This is a genomic window from Bradyrhizobium sp. ORS 111 (genome assembly GCF_045571485.1).
GTDB lineage: Bacteria > Pseudomonadota > Alphaproteobacteria > Rhizobiales > Xanthobacteraceae > Bradyrhizobium.
Window position 1 is genome coordinate 3,787,897 of the sequence record NZ_CP120701.1, and the last position, 19,031, is coordinate 3,806,927.

Below are 19,031 nucleotides of genomic sequence, written 5' to 3' on the forward strand. Positions count from 1 at the left end.
TCAGGCCGCCCGCTTGATATCGGATCGGATCCAGCGCGCGGCCCACACGAAGAGCAGGGCGCCGAGCGTGGTCGTGACGGCCGCCGACAGCAGCGAGTAGCGCACCGCGTCGACGCCGTAGGTGCCCTTCAGCGCGTCGTTGATCATGCCGACGGCGAGCGGGCCTATGCCCTGGCCGAAACATGTGGCGGTGAGGAGCACAATCGCCGAGGCCAGCGCGCGCATGCTGGGCTTCGCGACCGTCTGGGCGATCGCGAAGATCGGGCCGAGATGGAAGCCGACCAGGAACGAGGTCAGCGCCAGGGTTGCGACCATTAGCGGGAAGCTCGGCGTCAGCATGCAGACGGCGAAGACCGGGCCGGCGAGGCCGGACATGATCGCGGGTGCCCACAATTTCCAGCGGTCGTCGCGGCGGCTGATCCGCGCGACCACGATGCCGCCGATCAGCGTACCGGCCATCCCGGCAAGACCCTTGAAGGTGCCGGCATAGGTGCCGATCTCGGCGCTCGAGAGGTGATGGATCCGCGCCAGGAACGGCGGGATCCACACCGCGGTGGCGTAGTTGGTATAGGTCGTCAGGCAGAAGCCGATCAGCACGATCACGAAGCTCGACTGTGCCCCAAGGAAGCGCAGCGTCGACCCGATCGGCTCGGCCTTGAACGTCTCGGCCATTGCGCCGCGCTTCGGCTCCGAGACGGTGAGCCACAGCACCGCTGATAGCGCGATGCCGGGGAGGCCAGCGGAAAAGAACGCCGTGCGCCAGCCGTAGTGCTGATTGACATAACCGCCGATGAAATAGCCGAGGAAGACACCGAGATAGGTGCCGATCGCGTAGATGCCGAGTGCACGCGGGCGTTCGTTCTTGTCAAAGAGATCGGCGATCATCGACTGTGACGCCGGCGTTCCCGCCGACTCGCCGACGCCGACGCCGATCCGCGCCAACGCCAGCGTGGTGACGCTGGAGGCCATGCCGCAGAGATAGGTCATCGCGCTCCAGAACGCGAAGGCGACCGCAACGATGTTGCGGCGATTCAACCGGTCCGCCATCCGCGCGATCGGAATGCCGAGCAGCGAATAGAACAGCACGAAGCCAAAGCCGGCGAGCAGGCCCATCGTGGTGTCGCTGAGTGTGAACTCCTTCTTGATCGGCTCGATCAGCACATTGAAGATCGTGCGATCGAGGAAATTGAGGGCGTAGATGATCGTGAGCAGCCCGAGCACGTAATAGCGCTGCCCGGCAGGCTTGGCGCTGTCGTCCGGCCGCATGGCTGCGCGCGGCGCGAGGTCGACCATGGCTTCCCCCGATCTGTCTTGTTGCTTTGTCGGCTCGCGCGCGGGCTTCACGCCCCGCGGATGTAGTTCCCCGCTTCGAATTCGACCGGCCGGGCGTCGGCGTCGAACGACACGCCGATCGGGTCGCGGCCGGCGGCAATCGCTTCGAGCTGGTCAGAGAGCATGCGGCGGATCATCAGGATGCCGCGGTCGCTCTGGCCGAAATGCTCCTCGGAATGGATGGTCACCGGGCCTTGGCCGACCTGCGCCTCGTAGTCGCCGGGGAATTGCTGGTGTTCGGTTTCCGTCATGTCCCACCAGAACTTGTCGTTAAACTTCGAGCGCATGCGGCCGATGTCGCCGGCGTTCTTGACCCGGCCGGCGACATAGATGCGGAACGAGGTATCGTCGATCGGCAGGGTCCAGCCGATCGATTCCACGCGGGCGAACTGGGCGACACGCGGATTGGGCACGACGCGGAGCGTGGGGAGGGCGGCCTCGGTGACCCGATAGAACACCTTGCCGTCGTCCTGCCTGCGGATCGAGCGAACCGCGACGCCGCGCGGCGACATCTCGAATTTCACCTCCGGCATCGAGGCCATCATGGTGGTGAACTGCGGCCCGCTGAACGAGCCGTGCAGCACCGGCACGTGGTAGGGATCGACCACGTTCTCGAAATGCTGCAGCCAGTTGCAGGGGATTACCGCGGGTCCGCCCCCGCCGATCGAGGAATCGTCAGCCTCGACGAACTCACCGTCGTCCATGGTCTCGAGACATTCGTAGCGCGGCAGCACCGGCATTTTCTCTGACGGACCCATGTAGGCGAAGATCAGGCCGTAGCGCTCCCGAACCGGATACCAGGGCTGGCGCACCTTGTCCTTGAACCGGCCGCCGTCAGGCTCGCATGGCTGCTCGAGGCAATGGCCTTCGGTGTCGAATTTCCAGCCGTGATAGCAGCAGCGGATGCCGTCCTCCTCGACCTTGCCGTAGTAGAGCGTAGTGCCACGATGGCAGCAGCGGGCATGCAGCAGGCCGACCCGGCCATGCCCGTCGCGAAACAGGATCAGGTCCTCGCCGAGCGCGCGCACTTTTCTGGGGATATCGGTGGCGTCGTTCGCCAGGCCGATCGGGTGCCAGTAGCGGCGCAACAGCTCGCCCATCGGCGTGCCGCGCCCGACCGAGGTGAGCTCGGTCCGGGTGGTGGGCGGCTTCACGGCATAGGCCGTGCCGAGGTCGCGGTCCCGCTGGGTGATGGTCATGGTGTTTCCTCCTGCCGAGGGCTTGGCGCCCTTGGTCGTCTTGCGTTGACAAAGTCAACGATAGATCGATGACAATGTCAACGATCTCCGATAGCTTGGCAGCGCGTGCCTTTGTTGGCAGAGGGTGGGCCGATGACCGAGAAGCTCAAGAACGGACGGGTGGTAGCGCCGGAGATCGCGGTGGACGCCGAGCTGGCGCCGATCACCGCCATGATGTCGTCGCGGCTGATGGTGCTGGCGAACCTGCTCAAGCGCGGTGCCATGCTGCGCTACAAGCGGCTCGCCGGGCTGTCCTCGGTCGAGTTCGGCCTGGTCGCTTCGCTCGGCCGGCGGCCGCCGATGAGCGTCGTCCGGCTCGCCGAGGCTGTCGGCATGGACAAGGGTCAGATCAGCCGGGCGCTCGCCGAGCTGGTCGCGCGCAAGCTGGTGGCCAAGGCGGTCAACCCGCGGGACAACCGCGAGACGCTGGTGTCGCTGACCAAGGCCGGGCTGGCCGCGCATGACGCCATCGTCGCCGGCGCGCAGGAGCGTAACCGCCGCCTGCTGGAACAGCTCAGCCCGGAGGATCTGGAGCGTCTGCTCGGTCATATCGACCGGCTGACCGCGACCGCCGCGGAGATGCTCGCTGCCGAGAAAGAGCTGGGCTGATATGGGAACAATGCAGGGCACGAGAGCGTCGCGGCGGCGTTGCCCAGCGAGGCAAGCGTATGCCGAACAAGGCCGGGCGCCCGCGCGGGAAGGGCGGTAAAAGCGTCAAAATTGCTTGTCTTGCGCCCCCTGTTGCGCTGCGCTAAAGCCTCCAGAACAATTCCAATCAACGAATCTGCGGCTTATCGGAAACCGCAGCAAGAAGGCCTCGCCGATGACCGGCATCCTGCAGAATTATCTCCCACTTGTGGTCTTTATTGGGGTAGCAAGCCTGATCGGTTTGGCGCTCCTGATCGCGCCGTTCCTGGTCGCGTTCCAATCGCCGGATCCGGAGAAGCTGTCCGCCTATGAATGCGGATTCAATGCTTTTGACGACGCCCGCATGAAGTTCGACGTCCGCTTCTACTTGGTGGCGATCCTCTTCATCATCTTCGACCTCGAAGTGGCGTTTCTGTTCCCGTGGGCCGTGGCGTTCGGAAAGCTGGGCGCGACCGGGTTCTGGTCGATGATGGTGTTCCTGGCCGTGCTGACGGTCGGGTTTGCATATGAATGGAAGAAAGGTGCGCTCGAATGGGATTGAGCCCCACCGCGCTACAGCCGGCGATCGCGCCGGCTCCGAAGGGCATTCTTGATCCGTCGACCGGCAAGCCGGTCGGCGCTAACGATCCGTTTTTCCTCGACGTCAATCACGAGCTGTCCGACAAGGGCTTCTTCGTTGCCGCGGCCGACGACCTGATCACCTGGGCGCGGACCGGTTCGCTGATGTGGATGACCTTCGGTCTCGCCTGCTGCGCCGTCGAGATGATGCAAGTGTCGATGCCGCGCTACGACGTCGAGCGCTTCGGCTTTGCGCCGCGCGCTTCGCCCCGGCAGTCCGATGTGATGATCGTCGCGGGCACCCTGACCAACAAGATGGCGCCGGCGCTGCGCAAGGTCTACGACCAGATGCCGGAGCCGCGCTACGTCATCTCGATGGGCTCGTGCGCCAATGGCGGCGGCTACTACCATTATTCCTATTCGGTGGTCCGTGGCTGCGATCGCGTCGTGCCGATCGACATCTACGTGCCGGGCTGTCCGCCTACCGCGGAAGCGCTGCTTTACGGCGTGCTGCTGCTGCAGAAGAAGATCCGCCGCATCGGCACTATCGAACGCTAAGGTTTAACGTCATGGACGACGGCAAGCTCGACGCCCTTGGGCAGACGATCGTGAGCGCGCTTCCGGGCGCCGCCACGGCGCACTCGGTTGCGTTCAACCAACTCACTGTCGACGTCGAGGTGGGCAAGATTGTGGAGGTCGTGACCTTTTTGCGCGACGATCCCAACTGCCGCTTCGTCAACTTCACCGACGTGACCGCGGTCGATTATCCCGGCCGCGAGAAGCGCTTCGACGTCGTTTATCATCTGCTGTCGCCGACGCTGAACACCCGTATCCGGCTGCGCGGCCAGGCCGACGAGACCACACAAGTGCCGTCGATCATTGGCGTCTTTCCCGGCGCCGACTGGTTCGAGCGCGAGGCCTACGATCTCTACGGCGTGATCTTCACCGGCCATCCGGACATGCGCCGGCTGCTGACCGACTACGGCTTCGACGGCCATCCGCTGCGCAAGGATTTCCCGCTCACCGGCTTCGTCGAGGTCCGCTACGACGACCAGGAGAAGCGGGTGCTGTACGAGCCGGTTCGGCTCAACCAGGAATTCCGCAAGTTCGATTTCCTCTCGCCGTGGGAAGGCGCGGACTATCCGCTGCCGGGTGACGAAAAGGCGAAGGCGGAGCCGAAGACCTGATCATGAACCAGCAACCGCAAAATCTTCGTAACTTCACGATCAACTTTGGCCCGCAGCATCCGGCCGCGCATGGCGTGTTGCGCCTGGTGCTGGAGCTCGACGGCGAAGTCGTCGAGCGCGTCGATCCGCATATCGGGCTGCTGCACCGCGGCACCGAGAAGCTGATCGAGCACAAGACCTATCTGCAGGCGATTCCCTATTTCGACCGGCTCGACTACGTCGCGCCGATGAACCAGGAGCATGCGTTCTGCCTTGCGGCGGAGAAGCTGCTCGGCATTACGGTGCCGCGCCGCGGCCAGCTCATCCGCGTGCTCTATTGCGAGATCGGGCGCATCCTGTCCCATCTGCTCAACGTCACCACGCAGGCGATGGACGTCGGCGCGCTGACCCCGCCGCTGTGGGGTTTCGAAGAGCGCGAGAAGCTGATGGTGTTCTACGAGCGCGCCTCCGGCTCGCGGATGCACGCGGCGTTCTTCCGCGTCGGCGGCGTGCACCAGGACTTGCCGCCGAAGCTGATCGATGACATCGAGGCGTGGTGCGATCCGTTCCTCAAGGTGGTCGATGACCTTGATACGCTCCTCACCGGCAACCGCATCTTCAAGCAGCGCAACGTCGACATCGGCGTGGTGCCGCTGAAGCAAGCCTGGGAGTGGGGCTTCTCCGGCGTCATGGTGCGCGGCTCGGGTGCCGCCTGGGATCTGCGCAAGGCGCAGCCCTATGAGTGCTATGCCGAAATGGAATTCGACATCCCGATCGGCAAGAACGGTGACTGCTACGACCGCTACCTGATCCGCATGGAAGAGATGCGGCAGTCGGTGCGCATCATGAAGCAGTGCATCCAGAAGCTCAGAGCACCCGACGGGCAGGGAGCGGTCGTGGTCGAGGACAACAAGATCGCGCCGCCGCGCCGCGGCGAGATGAAGCGTTCGATGGAAGCGCTGATCCATCACTTCAAGCTCTACACCGAGGGCGTGCACGTGCCGCCCGGCGAAGTCTATGCCGCGGTCGAGGCGCCGAAGGGCGAGTTCGGCGTCTACCTGGTCGCCGACGGCACCAACAAGCCCTACAAGTGCAAGATCCGCGCGCCGGGCTTCGCCCATCTGCAGGCGATGGATCACGTCTGCAAGGGCCATCTGCTCGCCGACGTCTCGGCGATCCTCGGCTCGCTCGATATCGTGTTCGGAGAGGTCGATCGGTGATGGCGCAGCCGCCCATCCAGTTTGACCGTGCCTCGGGCGCCCTGGAAGGGGCCAACGCCTGGGAGCGCACGGCTGCGCTGGCGCTGGCGACGGGCGCGAAGATCTCCTCGCATTTCTCGCACATGGGCTACATCGCGTGCGCCAACCTGCTGCGCAAGACGTTGCCGGAGCGCAACATCGCGGTGAAGCTCAACGAGGACGCGGTGTTCGAGTTTCCGTATGGCGATGGCTACTGGAGCAAACTGCTCAATCGCGACTACACCTATGAGGACGAGCTCGAACTGCTGTTCGAGGACTCCGCCGACGTGGACTATATGCTGGTCGATTGCGGCGCCAATTACGGCTACTGGTCAGTGCTGGCGTCGAGCAGGCCGTTCGGCGCCCATCGGGCGATCGCGATTGAGCCGTCAGAGCAGAACTATTCGAAGCTCACCAACAATGCGCGCGTCAACGGCAATCGCTTCGAGACCATGAAGTGCGCGATCGGCGCCAGTCGCGGCACCGCGCGGCTGTCGGGCACCAAGCACGAGGCGTTCAGCATCGCCGGCGATAGCGCCGATGGCGAGGAAGTGCCGGTCATCGCGCTCGACGATCTGATCGAGGACCAGAAGATCCCGCCCAAGGGCAAGTATCTGGTGAAGCTCGATGTCGAGGGCGTCGAGATCGATGCGATCAAGGGCGGCCAGCGCCTGATGGAAACGGACAGCGTGCTGCTCTGCGAGGAGCACGGCAGCGACCGCAAGCACACCGTGTCCCGCTATATCCTCGAACAGACGCCCCTGAAGCTGACCGTCTTCGACCGCAGCACCCGTCGCCTTGAGACCGTGAACGAGCTTTCGATCCTCGATCGCATCAAGGTTTCCACCCATATCGGCTACAACGTGTTCGGCACCGCGAGCGCCTTCTGGCAAGACCGGATCGATGCGCTGAGCGCCAAAGCCGCACGCCGCGTGCAATGAGAGACTGAACGATGTCCGTCCGCCGCCTTGCCCCGAAGGAATTGCAGCCCGCGAGCTTCACGTTCACGGACGAGAATCTGGCCTGGGCCAAGAAGGAGATTGCGAAATATCCGCCCGGGCGTCAGGCCTCGGCCGCGATCGCCATCCTCTGGCGCGCGCAGGAGCAGCATGACGGCTGGATCTCGGAGGCCGCGATTCGCGCCGTCGCCGACCTGCTCGAGATGCCGCACATTCGCATGCTGGAGATTGCGACCTTCTACACGATGTTCCAGCTCTCGCCGGTCGGCAAGAAGGCGCATGTGCAGGTCTGCGGCACCACGCCGTGCCGGCTGCGCGGCGCCGGCGACCTGATTGAGGTGTGCAAGCATCGCATCAATCACGAGCCGTTCCATCTGTCGAAGGACGGCAACTTCTCGTGGGAGGAGGTTGAGTGCCTCGGCGCCTGCGTGAACGCGCCGATGGTGCTGATCTGGAAGGATACCTACGAGGATCTGACCAAGGAAAGCTTCGGCAGGGTGCTCGACGGCTTTGCCGCGGGCAATCCGCCGAAGCCCGGTCCGCAGGTCGACCGTCAGTTCTCGGCGCCGGCGGGCGGTCCGACCACGCTGAAGGAAACCACCTGATGCGTGGCGTCCAGGTGCAAGCGATCGGGACGGGGAGGGGCGGTGCGATGAAGGACTGGCGCTACATCGCTCTGCACACGGCTGTGGCTGCGTGCTTCATCTTCCTGCTGCAGCGCTACGGGCTCAACGCCTCGCTGGAGAGCAGTCTGTTGTGGGCCTTCGTGTTCGGCGGTTGCGCCGCGGGGCTCGCCTATACCCAAGCCAATCGGTGATGTTCGGAAAGTTTTGAGCATGCTCGACGACAAGGACCGCATCTTCAAGAACCTCTACGGCCTCCACGATTGGGGCCTCGAAGGCGCGCGCCGTCGCGGTGCCTGGGACGGCACCAAGGCGATCATCGACAAGGGCCGCGACTGGATCATCAACGAGATGAAGGCCTCCGGTCTGCGCGGCCGTGGCGGCGCGGGCTTCCCGACCGGCATGAAGTGGTCGTTCATGCCGAAGGAATCCAAGGACGGCCGTCCGAGCTATCTCGTCGTCAACGCCGACGAGTCCGAGCCGGGCACCTGCAAGGACCGCGAGATCATGCGGCACGATCCGCATCTGCTGGTCGAAGGCTGCCTGCTCGCGAGCTACGCGATGGGCGCGCATGCCTGCTACATCTATATCCGTGGCGAGTTCATCCGCGAGCGCGAGCGGCTACAGGCCGCGATTGACCAGGCCTACGACGCCAAGCTGATCGGCAAGGACAACGTCAACGGCTGGCCGTTCGACCTCTACGTTGCGCACGGCGCCGGCGCCTATATCTGCGGCGAAGAGACCGCGCTGCTCGAGAGCCTCGAGGGCAAGAAGGGACAGCCGCGGCTGAAGCCGCCGTTCCCGGCCAATGTCGGCCTCTACGGCTGCCCGACCACGGTGAACAACGTCGAATCGATCGCCGTCGCGCCCGACATCCTGCGCCGCGGCGCGGCCTGGTTCGCCAGCATCGGCCGTCCCAACAATGTCGGCACCAAGCTGTTCTGCATCTCCGGCCATGTCGAGCGGCCCTGCAACGTCGAAGAGGCGATGGGCATCCCGTTCCGCGAGTTGATCGAGAAGCATTGCGGCGGCATTCGCGGCGGCTGGGGCAACCTGAAGGCGGTCATCCCCGGCGGTTCGTCGGTGCGCATGGTGCCGGCCGAGCAGATCATCGACACGCCAATGGATTTCGACTCCCTGAGCAAGCTGCGCTCGGGTCTCGGCACCGCGGCCGTGATCGTGATGGACAAGTCGACCGACCTGATCCGGGCGATCGCCCGCATCTCCTATTTCTACAAGCACGAGAGCTGCGGCCAGTGCACGCCGTGCCGCGAGGGCACCGGCTGGATGTGGCGCGTGCTGACGCGCATGGCCGAGGGCCGTGCCCACAAGCGCGAGATCGACATGCTGCTCGAGGTGACCAAGCAGGTCGAGGGCCACACGATCTGCGCGCTCGGCGATGCCGCGGCCTGGCCGATCCAGGGTCTGATCGCGCATTTCCGTCACGAGATCGAGGAGCGCATCGACCAGTATTCGCACAGGGCCGATCTCGACGATGCCGGCGTCCGCGATCCCGTGCAGGTGGCGGCGGAGTGATAGCGGCGAAGCTGGGAAAGACTTGAAGACATGACCAAGATCATCATCGATGGCAAAGAGATCGATGTCGCCCCGGACTTCACGCTGTTGCAGGCGTGTGAGGCGGCCGGCGCCGAGATTCCGCGCTTCTGCTATCACGAGCGGCTGTCGATCGCCGGCAATTGCCGCATGTGCCTCGTCGAGGTGAAGGGCGGTCCGAAGCCGGTCGCGAGCTGCGCCTGGGCCGTGCGCGACTGCCGTCCGGGCCCGAAGGGCGAGCCGCCGGAAATCTCGACCCGTTCGCCGATGGTGAAGAAGGCGCGCGAAGGCGTGATGGAATTCCTGCTGATCAACCATCCGCTGGACTGCCCGATCTGCGACCAGGGCGGCGAGTGCGACCTGCAGGACCAGGCGATGGGCTATGGCGTCGACACCAGCCGTTTCGCCGAGAACAAGCGCGCGGTCGAGGACAAGTATCTCGGCGCGCTGGTCAAGACCTCGATGAACCGCTGCATCCAGTGCACTCGCTGCGTCCGCTTCTCCGCCGAGATCTGCGGCGCCCCCGAGATGGGTGCGACCGGACGCGGCGAGGACATGGAGATCACCACTTATCTGGAGTCCGCGCTGAGCTCCGAGCTGCAGGGCAATCTCGTCGACATCTGCCCGGTGGGTGCGCTGACCTCGAAGCCCTATGCATTCGCGGCACGGCCCTGGGAGCTTGGCAAGACGCAGTCGATCGACGTCACGGACGGCCTCGGCTCGGCGATCCGGGTCGATACCCGCGGCCGCGAGGTGATGCGCATCCTGCCGCGCATCAACGAGGCGGTGAACGAGGAGTGGATCTCCGACAAGACCCGCCACATCGTCGACGGTTTGCGCACGCAGCGCCTCGATCGCCCCTATGTGCGCGAAAACGGTCAGCTCAGGCCGACGACTTGGCAGGACGCCTTCGCGGCGATCGCGGCCAGGACTGGGCGCAGCGACGGCAAGCGGATCGGCGCCATCGCGGGCGATCTCGCCGCGGTCGAGGAGATGTACGCGCTGAAGGAGCTGCTGGCGAAGTTCGGCTCGGTCAATCTAGCGGTGCAGGGCGGCGACGCATTCGACGCCAAGGCCGGCCGCGCCTCCTATATCTTCAATCCGACGATATCGGGAATCGAGCAGGCCGATGCGCTGCTGATCATCGGCTCGCACCCGCGCAAGGAAGCCGCCGTGCTGAACGCGCGAATCCGCAAGCGCTGGCGGACCGGCGGGCTCAAGGTCGGCATGATCGGCGCCAAGGCCGACTTCACCTATGACCTCGACTATCTCGGTGCGGGCACCGAGACGCTCGCCGAGCTCGTGGCCGGCAAGCACTCTTTTGCCGACGTGCTGAAGAACGCCAAGAACCCGATCATCCTGGTCGGCGCCGGCGCCTATACCCGGCACGACGGCGCGGCGGTGCTGGCGCAGGCCGCCAAGCTCGCGGTTGATGTCGGCGCGCTCAAGGACGGCTGGAACGGCTTTGCGGTGTTGCAAGACACGGCGTCGCGGGCCGGTGCGCTCGATATCGGCTTCTCGCCGGCGGCCGGCGGCTTGACCGCGGCGCAGATGACGACCTTCGGTACCCTCGACGTGCTGTTCCTGCTCGGTGCCGACGAGATCAGCGCGCCGGACGGCACCTTTGTGGTCTATATCGGCACCCACGGCGACCGCGGCGCGCATCGCGCCGACGTCATCCTGCCGGCGGCGGCCTACACCGAGAAGTCCGGCATCTACGTCAATACCGAGGGGCGGGTGCAGATGGCCAACCGCGCCGCGTTCCCGCCGGGCGAGGCCCGCGAGGACTGGGCGATCATCCGGGCGCTGTCCGATGTGCTCGGCAAGAAGCTGCCGTTCGATTCCATGCAGGCGCTGCGCCAGGCGATGTTCAAGGCCTATCCGCACCTGATGCGGCTCGACCAGATCGAGGCCGGCAGGGCTGAAGACATCAAGGCGCTGGCGGGCAAGGGCGGCAGCGTCGACAAGGCGGCGTTCAGGCCGGCTGTCGAGGATTTCTACCTGACCAACCCGATCGCCCGGGCCTCTGCCGTGATGGCGGAATGCTCACGGCTGGCATCGGGCCGAATGCTGGCGGCAGCGGAGTGAGCGTGACCTGATGGCTGAATTCTTCGCAAGCTCGTTCTGGACCGGCTTCCTCTGGCCGCTGATCATCATGGTCGCGGAGAGCCTGTTGCTGCTCGTCGTGCTCCTGATCGCGATCGCCTACATCCTGCTCGCCGACCGCAAGATCTGGGCGGCGGTGCAGATCCGCCGCGGCCCCAATGTGGTCGGTCCGTTCGGGCTGCTGCAATCCTTCGCCGACCTGCTCAAGTTCGTGCTGAAGGAGCCGACGATCCCGGCCAGCGCCAACAAGGGCGTGTTCCTGCTCGCGCCGCTGGTCTCCTGCGTCCTGGCGCTCGCCGCGTGGGCGGTGATCCCGATGGATCTCGGCTGGGTGATCTCCGACATCAATGTCGGCATTCTCTACATCTTCGCGATCTCGTCGCTGTCGATCTACGGCATCATCATGGCCGGCTGGTCGTCGAACTCGAAATATCCCTTCCTGGCCGCGCTGCGCTCGGCGGCGCAGATGGTGTCCTACGAGGTCTCGATCGGCTTCGTGATCATCACCGTGCTGCTCTGCGTCGGCTCGCTGAACCTGTCGGCGGTGGTGGAGGCGCAGAACACCCGCGGGTTCGCCAGCCTGATCGGGCTGCCGCAGCTCACCATCCTGAACTGGTATGTGTGGCCGCTGTTCCCGATGTTCGTGGTGTTCTACGTCTCGGCGCTCGCGGAGACCAACCGTCCGCCGTTCGACCTGGTCGAGGCGGAGTCCGAGCTCGTCGCCGGCTTCATGGTCGAATACGGCTCGACGCCGTATTTGCTGTTCATGCTCGGCGAGTACGTCGCGATCACCACGATGTGCGCGATGGCGACGATCCTGTTCCTGGGCGGCTGGCTGCCGCCGGTGGCGCTGCCGCCGTTCACCTGGATCCCGGGGATCGTGTGGTTCGCGCTGAAGCTGTTCTTCATGTTCTTCCTGTTCGCGATGGCGAAGGCGATCGTGCCGCGCTACCGCTACGATCAACTGATGCGGCTCGGCTGGAAGGTGTTCCTGCCGCTGTCGCTGGCGATGGTGGTGATCGTGGCCGCTGTGCTGCAGTTCGCCGGCATCGCGCCGAAGTGAGGCCGTCATGAGTGTTAACGTCAACGCAACAGCCCGCTCGCTCCTGCTGTCGGAATTCGTCTCGGCGTTCTTCCTCGCCATGCGCTATTTCTTCCAGCCGAAGCCGACGCTGAACTATCCCTTCGAGAAGGGCCCGATCTCGCCGCGCTTCCGTGGCGAGCACGCGCTGCGCCGCTATCCGAACGGCGAAGAACGCTGCATCGCCTGCAAGCTGTGCGAGGCGATCTGCCCGGCGCAGGCGATCACGATCGAGGCCGGCCCGCGCCGCAACGATGGCACCCGCCGCACCGTCCGTTACGACATCGACATGGTGAAGTGCATCTATTGCGGCCTGTGCCAGGAGGCATGCCCGGTGGACGCCATCGTTGAGGGGCCGAACTTCGAGTTCGCGACCGAGACCCGCGAGGAACTTTATTATGACAAGGCCAAGCTGCTCGCCAATGGCGACCGCTGGGAGCGCGAGATTGCGAAGTCGATCGCGCTCGACGCGCCGTACCGGTGAGGTGAGGGCATGATCCTTCCGGCGTTGTTCTTCTATCTGTTTTCCGCCGTCTGCGTGGCATCGGCGGTGATGGTGATTGTCTCGCGCAATCCCGTGCACTCCGTGCTGTTCCTGATCCTCGCGTTCGTCAACGCGGCCGGCCTGTTCATCCTGATGGGGGCCGAGTTTCTCGGGATGATCCTGATCGTCGTCTATGTCGGCGCGGTCGCGGTGCTGTTCCTGTTCGTGATCATGATGCTCGACGTCGATTTCGTGGAGCTGCGTGAGGGCTTCATCCAGTACTTGCCGATCGGCATCGTGATCGGCGGCATCTTCATGTTCGAGCTGCTTTTGGTGGTTGGCGCCTGGGTGATCAATCCGGCGGTCACCAAGACGATCACGGCGGCGATCCCGACCAATGTGAGCAACACCGAGGCGCTGGGCCTCGTGCTCTACACGAAGTACATCCATTACTTCCAGCTCGCCGGCATGGTGCTGCTGGTCGCGATGATCGGGGCCATCGTGCTGACGCTGCGCCACAAGGCCAACGTCAAGCGCCAGAACATCAGCGTGCAGAACGCGCGCACGCCTGACATGGCGATGGCGTTGCGCAAGGTAGCGTCGGGGCAGGGACTGCAGGACGCCGACGCGGCGGAGTGGGTGAAATGACGATCGGGCTCGGGCACTATCTCGCGGTCGGCGCGATCCTGTTCACCCTCGGGATCCTCGGCATCTTCCTCAACCGCAAGAACATCATCGTCATCCTGATGTCGATCGAGCTGATCCTGCTCTCGGTCAACATCAACCTGGTGGCGTTCTCGACCTTCCTCGGCGACATCGTCGGCCAGGTGTTCGCGCTGCTGGTGCTGACGGTGGCGGCGGCCGAGGCCGCGATCGGCCTTGCCGTGCTGGTGGTCTATTTCCGCAACCGCGGTTCGATCGCGGTTGAAGACGTCAATCTGATGAAGGGCTAGGCGCAGTCATGGTTCAGGCAATCGTATTCCTGCCTTTGCTGGGCGCCATCCTCGCAGGGATCATTTCGCTGGTCGGCGCGCATGCCCGCAATCCGAGCGGCGATACCGTCGAGCATCATGACGACGCACATGGCGACGCTCATGCCGCGGCGGCTCATGACGAACACAGCCATGACGATCATGGCGGTCACGACGACCACCACGTCTCCGAGCCGGCGGCTGCCGGATCGCGGCTGGCCGAGCTGATCACCACCGGCCTCTTGTTCGTCTCGGCGGCGCTGTCCTGGTTCGCGCTGGTCGATGTCGGCTTCATGCACCATGACGCACGCGTCGTGCTGCTGCCCTGGATCACCTCGGGCGACCTGCAGGTGGCCTGGACGCTGCGGGCCGACACGCTGACGGCGGTGATGCTGGTCGTGGTCAACACGGTGTCGGCGCTCGTTCATCTCTATTCCATCGGCTACATGGACGAGGACCCGAACCGGCCGCGTTTCTTCGGCTATCTCAGCCTGTTTACCTTCGCGATGCTGATGCTGGTGACCTCGGACAACCTCGTGCAGCTATTCTTCGGCTGGGAGGGCGTCGGCCTGGCGAGCTATCTGTTGATCGGGTTCTGGTATCAGAAGCCGTCGGCGAACGCCGCGGCGATCAAGGCGTTCGTGGTCAACCGCGTCGGCGATTTCGGCTTCGCGCTCGGCATCTTCGCGATCTTCGCGCTGGTGGGCTCGACCGATTTCGAGACCATCTTCCATACGGCGCCGGGGCTGACCGGCAAGACCATCGACTTCTTCGGCTGGCAGGCCGATGCCCTGACGCTGACCTGCCTCTTGCTGTTCATGGGCGCGATGGGCAAGTCGGCGCAGTTCCTGCTGCACACCTGGTTGCCGGACGCGATGGAGGGCCCGACCCCGGTGTCGGCGCTGATCCATGCCGCGACCATGGTCACCGCCGGCGTCTTCATGGTGGCGCGCCTGTCGCCGCTGTTCGAGCTGTCGCCGACCGCGCAGGCGGTGGTGATGTTCTTCGGCGCGACCACGGCGTTCTTCGCTGCGACCGTCGGCCTGGTGCAGAACGACATCAAGCGCATCGTCGCTTACTCGACCTGTTCGCAGCTCGGCTACATGTTCGTGGCGATGGGGGCGGGGGCCTATTCGGTCGGCATGTTCCACCTGTTCACGCACGCCTTCTTCAAGGCGCTGCTGTTCTTAGGGTCGGGCTCGGTGATCTACGCGATGCATCACGAGCAGGACATCCGCAACATGGGCGGCCTGTGGCGCAAGATTCCGTACACCTTCGCGGTGATGTGCATCGGCACGCTGGCGCTGACCGGCTTCCCGCTGTTCGCCGGTTACTTCTCCAAGGACGCGATCATCGAGTCGGCTTATGCGGCGCATAACCCGATGGCGAGCTATGCCTATCTGCTGACGATCGCGGCCGCCGGCCTGACCTCGTTCTATTCCTGGCGCCTGATCTTCAAGACCTTCTTCGGCGAGCCGCACGACCAGAAGCACTACGAGGCGGCACACGAGAGCCCGATGTGGATGCTGGTGCCGATCGGCGTGCTGGCGGCCGGCTCGATCCTGGCGGGCCTGCCGTTCAAGGAGCTGTTCGCCAGTCCGCACGGTGTCGAGGAGTTCTTCCGCGAATCCGTGAAGATGAACCCGCATATCCTCGAGGATATGGAGCATATCCCGGGCTGGCTCGCGCCGCTGCCCACCGTCATGATGGTGATCGGCCTGTTCATCTCCTACATGTTCTACATCCGCAGGCCGTACCTGCCGGAAGAGCTCGCGACCCAGCAGCCGATGCTGTACCAGTTCCTGCTCAACAAATGGTACTTCGACGAGCTGTACGACCTGATCTTCGTGCGCCCGGCGAAGTGGATCGGCTACACGCTCTGGAAGAAGGGCGACGGCTTCATCATCGACGGCTTGGGCCCCGACGGCGTCTCGGCCCGCGTGCTCGACGTCACCCGCAACGTCGTCAAACTGCAGACCGGTTACCTCTATCACTACGCCTTCGCGATGCTGATCGGGGCTGCCGGATTGATCACCTGGTTCATGTTCGGCTTGGGAGGCCAGTAAATGACAACCTGGCCAATCCTTTCCGTTACGACATTCCTGCCGACCGTCGGCGCGATCCTGGTCTATCTGCTGGCGCGGGGCGGGGACGAGGCCGCCAACCGCACCGCGCGCTGGATCGCGCTGTGGACGACGGTGATCACCTTCGTGATCTCGCTAATCCTAGTGGCGCGCTTCGATCCTGCCTCGACCGACTTCCAGTTCGTCGAGAAGGCGTCGTGGCTTGCCACTGGCATCACCTATCACATGGGTGTCGACGGCATTTCGCTCCCGCTGCTGATCCTCACCACGGCAATCATGCCGCTGTGCATCATCGCGAGCTGGCGGGCGATCACGAGCCGGGTCGGCGAATACATGATGGCGTTCCTGATCCTGGAAACGCTGATGGTCGGCACCTTCTCGGCGCTAGATCTCGTGCTGTTCTACCTGTTCTTCGAAGGCGGCCTGATCCCGATGTTCCTGATCATCGGCGTCTGGGGCGGTCCGCGCCGGGTCTACGCGTCGTTCAAGTTCTTCCTCTACACGCTGCTCGGCTCGGTGCTGATGCTGCTTGCTATCATGGCGCTGTATTGGAACGCCGGCACGACTGACATCCCGACCCTGATGCAGACCGCGGTGCCACGCGGCATGCAGACTTGGGCGTGGCTCGCCTTCTTCGCCTCATTCGCGGTGAAGATGCCGATGTGGCCGGTGCACACCTGGTTGCCGGACGCACACGTCGAGGCGCCGACGGCGGGCTCGGTGGTGCTGGCTGCGATCCTTCTGAAAATGGGCGGCTACGGCTTCCTGCGCTTCTCGCTGCCGATGTTCCCGCTGGCCTCGCACGACTTCGCGCCGTTCGTGTTCACGCTGTCCGTCATCGCCATCATCTACACCTCGCTGGTGGCGTTGATGCAGGAGGACATGAAGAAGCTGATCGCGTACTCATCGGTCGCGCATATGGGCTTCGTCACCATGGGCATCTTCGCGGTCACGACGCAGGGCGTCGCTGGCGGCATGTTCCAGATGGTGTCGCACGGCATCGTCTCCGGCGCGCTCTTCCTCTGCGTCGGCGTGGTCTACGACCGCATGCATTCCCGCGAGATCGCGACCTATGGCGGCCTGGTGAACCGGATGCCGCTCTACGCGATGACGTTCATGGTCTTCACCATGGCCAATGTCGGTCTGCCCGGCACGTCCGGTTTCGTCGGCGAGTTCATGACGCTGCTCGGCACCTTCAAGGTCTCGCTGCCGACCGCGTTCTTCGCCACCACGGGCGTGATCCTGTCGGCGGCCTATGCGCTCTGGCTCTACCGCAAGGTGGTGTTCGGGGCGCTGGTCAAGCCGGCCCTGATGTCGATCAAGGATCTCACCTTCCGTGAATGCGTGACGCTGTTCCCGCTGATCGCGCTGACCATCCTGTTCGGCGTCTATCCGAAGCCGGTGCTCGACATGTCGGCCGCCTCGGTCCAGCAACTCGTCAACAATTACAATACCGCCGTGACTGCCGTGAAGGCAGCCTCGCTGGTCGTGAAGTAAGGCCGCCGCCATGAGCTTTTCCAGTGCAGGTTATCAGTTGCAGCCGGTGCTGCCGGAGCTGGTGCTCGCGGTCGGCGCCATGGTGCTGTTGATGATCGGAGCCTATCGCGGGCAGGGGACGACGCGGCTGGTCACGGCGCTTGCCGTGTGCCTGCTGGTCCTGACCGGCCTGTTGGAAGTGTGGCTGCCGGCCGGCAAGCTTGTCACCTTCGGCGGCAGCTTCATCGTCGACGATTTCGCCCGCTTCCTGAAGGTCCTGGCGCTGATCGGCTCGGCCGCGACCCTGCTCCTGGCGACCGAATTCCTGTCGCAGCCGACCGGCCGCACCTTCGAGTTCTCCATCCTGGTGCTGCTGTCGACGCTCGGCATGATGGTGCTGATCTCCGCCGGCGACCTGATCTCGCTTTATCTCGGCCTCGAGCTGATGAGTCTCGCGCTCTATGTCGTCGCCGCGAGCCAGCGCGACAATGCCAAGTCGAGCGAGGCCGGCCTCAAGTACTTCGTGCTCGGCGCGCTGTCGTCGGGCATGCTGCTCTACGGCGCCTCGCTGATCTACGGCTTCACCGGCACGGTCAGCTTCGCCGGCATCGCCGCCGCGGCGACCACGGGCAGCATCGGCATCGTGTTCGGCCTGGTCTTCCTGCTCGTCGGCCTCTGCTTCAAGGTGTCGGCGGTGCCGTTCCACATGTGGACGCCGGACGTCTATGAGGGCGCCCCGACGCCGGTGACGGCGTTCTTTGCGTCCGCGCCGAAGGTCGCCGCGCTCGCCGTGTTCACGCGCGCGACGCTCACCGCGTTCCCCGGCATCGTCACCGAGTGGCAGCAGATCCTGGTGTTCGTGTCGATCGCCTCGATGGCGCTGGGCTCGTTCGCGGCGATCGGCCAGACCAACATCAAGCGGCTGATGGCCTATTCGTCGATCGGCCACATGGGCTTTGCCCTGGTCGGGCTCGCTTCGGGCACGGTCGAGGGCGCGCAGGGCGTGCTGGTCTATATCGCGATCTATGTGGCGATGACGCTCGGGTCCTTCGCGATCATCCTGGCGATGAAGCGCAACGGCCAGGCGGTCGAGCAGATCAGCGACTTCGCCGGCCTGTCGCGCACCAATCCGCTGCTCGCCTTCTTCTTCGCGATGCTGCTGTTCTCGCTCGCGGGCATCCCGCCGCTCGCCGGCTTCTTCGCCAAGTGGTACGTCTTCGTCGCCGCGATCAAGGCCAACCTGTTCACGCTCGCGGTGATCGGCGTGCTGACCAGCGTGGTGGGCGCGTTCTACTACCTGTCGATCGTCAAGGTGATGTACTTCGATCAGCCGATCAGCAAGCTCGATCCGATCCGCGTCGAGGTGCGCACGGTGCTGGCGGTGGCGGGCATCTTCAATATCTTCTTCTTCGCCTATCCGGGGCCGCTGGTCAGCATGGCCTCGGCGGCGGCGAAGTCGCTGTTTTAACGCGCATGATCCCGAAACGTGGAGGCTGGTTTTGGGAGATGATCA

At 64.5% G+C, this 19,031-nt stretch carries 19 protein-coding genes; 17 read left to right on the forward strand and 2 right to left on the reverse strand.

The features are described 5' to 3' along the window. Positions 1 to 1,293 (reverse strand): spinster family MFS transporter, encoded by a 1,293-nt coding sequence (locus P6U30_RS17655; RefSeq protein ID WP_407170164.1) that lies wholly within the window; start codon positions 1,291 to 1,293, stop codon positions 1 to 3. Positions 1,294 to 1,340: 47 nt separating this feature from the next. Continuing rightward, positions 1,341 to 2,531: a Rieske 2Fe-2S domain-containing protein gene (locus tag P6U30_RS17660; RefSeq protein ID WP_407170165.1), complete on the reverse strand. Its 1,191-nt coding sequence runs from the start codon at positions 2,529 to 2,531 to the stop codon at positions 1,341 to 1,343. Between the two features lie 132 nt (positions 2,532 to 2,663). On the opposite strand from P6U30_RS17660, the gene P6U30_RS17665 reads away from it, so the two are divergent. The 17 genes from P6U30_RS17665 to nuoN all read left to right on the forward strand — a co-directional run bounded on the left by P6U30_RS17665 (position 2,664) and on the right by nuoN (position 18,986). Then, on the forward strand, positions 2,664 to 3,179 hold the full coding sequence (locus P6U30_RS17665) for a MarR family winged helix-turn-helix transcriptional regulator (protein ID WP_407170166.1): 516 nt from the start codon (positions 2,664 to 2,666) through the stop codon (positions 3,177 to 3,179). A gap of 214 nt (positions 3,180 to 3,393) precedes the next feature. After that, complete coding sequence (locus P6U30_RS17670; protein ID WP_018271860.1) at positions 3,394 to 3,759, forward strand: NADH-quinone oxidoreductase subunit A; 366 nt, start codon at positions 3,394 to 3,396, stop codon at positions 3,757 to 3,759. After that, positions 3,750 to 4,334 (forward strand): NuoB/complex I 20 kDa subunit family protein, encoded by a 585-nt coding sequence (locus tag P6U30_RS17675; protein WP_407152269.1) that lies wholly within the window; start codon positions 3,750 to 3,752, stop codon positions 4,332 to 4,334. The genes P6U30_RS17670 and P6U30_RS17675 overlap by 10 nt, the downstream gene beginning before the upstream one ends. A gap of 11 nt (positions 4,335 to 4,345) precedes the next feature. Then, positions 4,346 to 4,963, forward strand: coding sequence for an NADH-quinone oxidoreductase subunit C (locus tag P6U30_RS17680; RefSeq protein WP_407170167.1), 618 nt, complete (start codon positions 4,346 to 4,348; stop codon positions 4,961 to 4,963). Between the two features lie 2 nt (positions 4,964 to 4,965). Next, positions 4,966 to 6,162 (forward strand): NADH-quinone oxidoreductase subunit D, encoded by a 1,197-nt coding sequence (locus P6U30_RS17685; protein WP_407170168.1) that lies wholly within the window; start codon positions 4,966 to 4,968, stop codon positions 6,160 to 6,162. Next, positions 6,162 to 7,121: an FkbM family methyltransferase gene (locus P6U30_RS17690; RefSeq protein WP_407170169.1), complete on the forward strand. Its 960-nt coding sequence runs from the start codon at positions 6,162 to 6,164 to the stop codon at positions 7,119 to 7,121. Before P6U30_RS17685 ends, P6U30_RS17690 begins: the two co-directional genes overlap by 1 nt. 11 nt (positions 7,122 to 7,132) lie before the next feature. Beyond that, positions 7,133 to 7,744, forward strand: coding sequence for an NADH-quinone oxidoreductase subunit NuoE (gene nuoE / locus P6U30_RS17695; RefSeq protein ID WP_407152274.1), 612 nt, complete (start codon positions 7,133 to 7,135; stop codon positions 7,742 to 7,744). Further along, positions 7,744 to 7,956, forward strand: a complete 213-nt coding sequence (locus P6U30_RS17700; protein WP_407170170.1) for a hypothetical protein — start codon at positions 7,744 to 7,746, stop codon at positions 7,954 to 7,956. The genes nuoE and P6U30_RS17700 overlap by 1 nt, the downstream gene beginning before the upstream one ends. 19 nt (positions 7,957 to 7,975) lie before the next feature. Next, the gene (gene nuoF / locus P6U30_RS17705) at positions 7,976 to 9,298 is read left to right on the forward strand and encodes an NADH-quinone oxidoreductase subunit NuoF (protein WP_407152276.1); all 1,323 of its coding nucleotides are present in this window, start codon (positions 7,976 to 7,978) and stop codon (positions 9,296 to 9,298) included. A 30-nt stretch (positions 9,299 to 9,328) separates the two neighbouring features. Continuing rightward, positions 9,329 to 11,404 carry an NADH-quinone oxidoreductase subunit NuoG gene (gene nuoG, locus P6U30_RS17710; RefSeq protein ID WP_407170171.1) on the forward strand — a complete coding sequence of 692 codons (2,076 nt, stop codon included), beginning with the start codon at positions 9,329 to 9,331 and terminating at the stop codon, positions 11,402 to 11,404. Positions 11,405 to 11,414: 10 nt separating this feature from the next. Then, complete coding sequence (gene nuoH / locus P6U30_RS17715; RefSeq protein WP_407170172.1) at positions 11,415 to 12,485, forward strand: NADH-quinone oxidoreductase subunit NuoH; 1,071 nt, start codon at positions 11,415 to 11,417, stop codon at positions 12,483 to 12,485. Between the two features lie 7 nt (positions 12,486 to 12,492). Continuing rightward, on the forward strand, positions 12,493 to 12,987 hold the full coding sequence (gene nuoI, locus P6U30_RS17720) for an NADH-quinone oxidoreductase subunit NuoI (protein WP_018271854.1): 495 nt from the start codon (positions 12,493 to 12,495) through the stop codon (positions 12,985 to 12,987). A gap of 9 nt (positions 12,988 to 12,996) precedes the next feature. After that, the gene (locus P6U30_RS17725; RefSeq protein WP_407152280.1) at positions 12,997 to 13,635 is read left to right on the forward strand and encodes an NADH-quinone oxidoreductase subunit J; all 639 of its coding nucleotides are present in this window, start codon (positions 12,997 to 12,999) and stop codon (positions 13,633 to 13,635) included. Further along, on the forward strand, positions 13,632 to 13,940 hold the full coding sequence (nuoK, locus tag P6U30_RS17730; protein WP_027537255.1) for an NADH-quinone oxidoreductase subunit NuoK: 309 nt from the start codon (positions 13,632 to 13,634) through the stop codon (positions 13,938 to 13,940). Before P6U30_RS17725 ends, nuoK begins: the two co-directional genes overlap by 4 nt. A gap of 8 nt (positions 13,941 to 13,948) precedes the next feature. After that, the gene (gene nuoL / locus P6U30_RS17735) at positions 13,949 to 16,024 is read left to right on the forward strand and encodes an NADH-quinone oxidoreductase subunit L (protein WP_407170173.1); all 2,076 of its coding nucleotides are present in this window, start codon (positions 13,949 to 13,951) and stop codon (positions 16,022 to 16,024) included. After that, positions 16,025 to 17,539, forward strand: a complete 1,515-nt coding sequence (locus tag P6U30_RS17740; protein WP_407170174.1) for an NADH-quinone oxidoreductase subunit M — start codon at positions 16,025 to 16,027, stop codon at positions 17,537 to 17,539. It abuts the gene before it with no gap. A 10-nt stretch (positions 17,540 to 17,549) separates the two neighbouring features. After that, positions 17,550 to 18,986, forward strand: a complete 1,437-nt coding sequence (nuoN, locus tag P6U30_RS17745; protein ID WP_407170175.1) for an NADH-quinone oxidoreductase subunit NuoN — start codon at positions 17,550 to 17,552, stop codon at positions 18,984 to 18,986. Positions 18,987 to 19,031: the final 45 nt, after the last annotated feature.